Source organism: Parvibaculum sp. (assembly GCF_040882025.1).
In the GTDB taxonomy this organism is placed as follows: Bacteria; Pseudomonadota; Alphaproteobacteria; order Parvibaculales; family Parvibaculaceae; genus Parvibaculum.
Genome location: NZ_JBBECC010000114.1, coordinates 1 through 3,955, shown reverse-complemented (window position 1 = coordinate 3,955; position 3,955 = coordinate 1). Strand labels below are relative to the sequence as shown.

General features: G+C 58.0%; 3 protein-coding genes. 2 read left to right on the top strand and 1 reads right to left on the bottom strand.

The genetic code is table 11. The features are described 5' to 3' along the window. Nucleotides 1-204 (top strand): RNase H family protein (locus WEB61_RS08260; protein ID WP_368063859.1); only part of this gene is annotated, 204 nt, incomplete at its 5' end. 166 nt (nt 205-370) lie between these two features. Then, a complete protein-coding gene (locus tag WEB61_RS08255; RefSeq protein WP_368063858.1) occupies nt 371-2,809 on the top strand; it encodes a YecA family protein in 2,439 nt (812 codons plus the stop codon). A 502-nt stretch (nt 2,810-3,311) separates the two neighbouring features. On the opposite strand, the gene WEB61_RS08250 is transcribed toward WEB61_RS08255, so the two are convergent. Next, entirely contained in the window at nt 3,312-3,584 is a 273-nt protein-coding gene (locus WEB61_RS08250; RefSeq protein WP_368063857.1) for a hypothetical protein, read from the bottom strand. Nucleotides 3,585-3,955 lie beyond the last annotated feature (371 nt).

Genomic DNA, 3,955 nt, shown 5'->3' with positions numbered 1-3,955 from the left:
TGGATTCACAACTGGAAGAAGAACGGCTGGAAGAACGCCGCGAAACAGCCGGTCAAGAATGCCGAACTCTGGAAGCGGCTCGAAGCGGCGCTCGAAACGCATGAGGTGAGCTGGCACTGGGTGAAGGGGCATTCGGACCACCCGGAGAATGACAGGGCGGATGCGCTGGCAAGGCAAGGGATGGGGCCGTACGTCGGGGGGTGAGGGGTGAGCGCTTCGGCTTCTGACCTACCTGAGACCTTATAGCGTCCGGCTCCTCGCACGGTAGATGCCGAACGAGAGCACGAGACGATGCCAGTGCGCGCGTGCGCCGACTTTAACTTCCGGCATAGCATCGCGGATGGCTCTATAATAGGCGGGCAGGTTTGCCATGAGCAGAAAACGCCGAAGAAAACAAAAATCCAGATATGGAGTTCCCGACGACTATTTCGCCGCGGGTCCGTTTGAATTCGCGCGATTTGGCCGGCTCGTAGTGAGTCGCTCCCGCGCCAGTATCGCCGACTGGGAAGCTGCAAACGCAAAGCTCGCCGCCAATCTGCCGACGATCAGGGTAGAGATCGATGATCTGGTCACGCAGATTGCCGAGCAAGTTTCTCGGCTTCCCGGCGAGCGCCTTCTTCATCGCGCTTGGTGGGAGCTCGCGATGCTCAACATCACGCGCGACAATCAAGATGATTCCGAGTCTCCGGCGCCAAGGCGGATGATCGATTATATCCAAAGCGTTGTCGCCTCCGTCAAACCTGCGGATAACGTTGCGCCTGAAGTCAGTGACGAAGAGTGGGCGTCTCTTTCTGACCGCGTCCAAACCCTCTTTACGCGTCTGACTCTCGAATATCAAATCGCGCTGACGGCCTTTAAAAGAAGCGAAAACAAGGACCTTGACATGGAACTCGAAGAGTTCCGGTATCGGGCCGAAGTGATGTGGATGAGTATTCGTGGCGAACGCTATCACTGTCACGAGAAGCAGGCGCTTGAAGATATTCTGATCCCTCACTCCGACGTACTAATCAAACTGTTCGGGATCGACGCAAAGACACTGATCGACGAACTCGACAAAATCATGGCCAAGCTTTCGCGTGGCTTACACGACGCACTGGCCGAGTTCGATAGCCTTCAGAAAGAAACCTTGATGCGAGTGTCTAAGCTCGCGGAAGAAACCAGCTCTCCGGATATAGAAGCGCTTCGGAACAAAGTGCTTGAGGACCCTGCACTGGAAGCTAGGGGCCAGCGCGTCGGCGGCGAGCTCTTCGGCCTCGACCTATTTGATGTCGGGAAGAACACGAACATTCCGAAAGCGCTGCTCGACGAACTGACTTGGTCTCCCGGTGAAGAGGAAGATTTCTTCTCTCCGGGTCCGTTCTGCGGGTGGCCCGTTAGAGTGTGGCCTACCATGAAGCGCCCCTTCATCAAGCTGCAGGGTCGCACGTTGTGCTTCGACATGTTTGTGCTGTTCGACGGTTTCTATCGCGTCATGCAGCGCATCATCTTCCGCCTAACGCCTGACTACCGGACCGATTGGAACAAGCGCCAAAAGACTGCCTCAGAAGAGATACCATTCAAATACCTGTCGCGGCTCCTGCCGGGTGCACAGGTTCTTCGGCCTGCCTATTACCGCTGGAAATCCGGTGATGGGCCGACCCAGTGGCACGAAGCCGATGGCCTCGTCATTTACGACGACCACTTGATCGTTGTCGAAGTGAAGGCCGGTGCGTTCACCTACACGTCGCCGGCAACTGATTTGCCGGCGCATATCGCGTCGCTTGAGAACTTGGCGCGAAATCCAGCCTCTCAGGGCAACCGCTTCGTCGACTATCTGGAGAGCGCACCTGAAGTTATTATCGCCGATAAAGATCACAATGAAATCGGTCGGCTGAAACGTTCCAGTTTCCGGCACGTCACCATCTGTGCCGTGACGCTCGATCCGTTTACAGAACTGGCGGCTCGGGCGCAGCACCTCAAAAACATCGGAGTAGATCTCGGCAAACGGCCTGTCTGGCTGCTTTCGATCGATGACCTGCGAGTCTACGCGGACCTTATCAACGATCCACTTATATTCCTGCACTTTGTTGAGCAGCGGATGAACGCTGCCCAATCCGAGCTCGTCGATCTCCTCGATGAAATGGATCATCTCGGTCTCTATGTGAAGGAGAACAACTATGCCATGTATGCCGCCAATCTGATTGGGCCTAACACTGCGAAGCTGCAATTTGACGGCTATCGTACGCCGATCGATGAGTATTACTCAGCTGTGATTCGAGGCGAACCCGCGGTTGCACCCCGCCAGGAGATGCCGAAGCGGATTGCCGAAATATTAGAATTCCTGAGTAAGTCGCAGAAGCCAAGGCGCTCGGAAATCGCCAGCTTTCTTCTGGACGCGGCCGGCGATCACCGCGCGACCATTGCACGCCTTATCGACGAGCAAATCAAAGGCAACGCTGAGATCGGACGCCCGAAGCCATTTTCGACATACGGCGATCACGCTTTCACGCTTTGGGTCTGGTCTCCGCCGGTTCAGCGAGATGCAGTCTTTGCCTTGAAACACACGATGGCTGTGATCGCTGCTGCGCATGAAGATATTCGACTGATGCTCGAACTCGAATGTGATACGAAAGGAAGAGTCGTCGACATCCATTGGTCACATGCCAGACTCGATGGCCTCTCCGAAGGCGAACGAGCCGAGATCGAAGAGGCTGGCGCTAGATTGAGACGACAGCGCGTGGCCGCTGCGATGAAAGACCACAAGGTCGGCGTCAACGAGCCCTGCCCATGCGGCAGCGGGAAGAAATTCAAGAAGTGCTGCCGCGTATAGATGCCGCCACTCACGGCGACCACCTAAAACTGCGCGCTCGGCATAATGTAATTTTGTGCCTTCCCAAACTTCTCGGACCAACCTCGACGCGTTCACGTGGTCGGTGCACTCTGGCCGCCAGCCGGCCGGGACGAGCGTCCGTTCATGCTGCAAAGCAGACTTCCTAGATTGGCGGGTCCGCTCGCGGGCAAGCCGTCCGTGTGCAGCGCTTGTGACCGCCTCGGTCACTTCGCCGACGCCGGCATGTCGCAATATCTCCGGGATGCCGAAGCCGGGTCGTGGTTGTGCTGATGTCCATTCCGCACGAATTTCGTTCGTCGTTGCGAGCGCAAGCGAAGCAAACTAAAGGCGGCAGGCGCTGAGGGTGTGGCTTTCTGGATTGCTTCCCCCTTCGCTCCTTCGGAGCTACGGCGGACAGGTCGCTTCGCTCGCAATGACGATGTTGGGGGTGGGCGGTGGAAAGGAAGTGAACGGGGCTGCGCGGGCTATCTTCTCCGGCCCATCACACCTTCTCCGTTTCCTTCGGGGCCGAGACGCGGCGGGGTTTTTTCTCCGCTTTGGGTTTGGGCAGGAGGCGGAAGCGGGACTGGCACCATGCGAAGTCGATGCCGACATCGAGCAGCGCGTCGGAACGCCCGCAGGGGCAGGCAAATTCCATGACGGCGCGCACACGATAGGTCTCGCCGGCCTGCAGCGGCACCGGCTGGCCCGTGACATGGTTCGGGGCGGCGTTGACGCACAGCACGATATCGCCGGGTCCGACTGCGTCGCTCATGGCTTCCATCCCTTATCGGAAATGAGAATAGCCTTCGGCACGCAAGGGGGGAAGACCGGCGCGGCAAGTGCTGGAGGTTGCGGCTTTCCGGGTTGCTTCCCCCTTCGCTCCTTCCTCCTGCGCTCCTTCGGAGCTTCCACCTTCGCCAAAGGCTACGGCGGACAGGTCGGAGGACAAGTCGGAGCTACGGCGGACAGGTCGTTTCGCTCGCAATGACGAATTGGGCGTGTAGTGCCGATTATGCGCCGAGGTTCCACGCTTACCCCTCCCCGAAAAACTCTATGCGAATTTAGACCCACCCCCAAGGGGCGGGTGGGAAGGGACGGGCGTCGACTTCTCAGAGCTGCTTCAGCATGTTCTCGGCGCCGGAG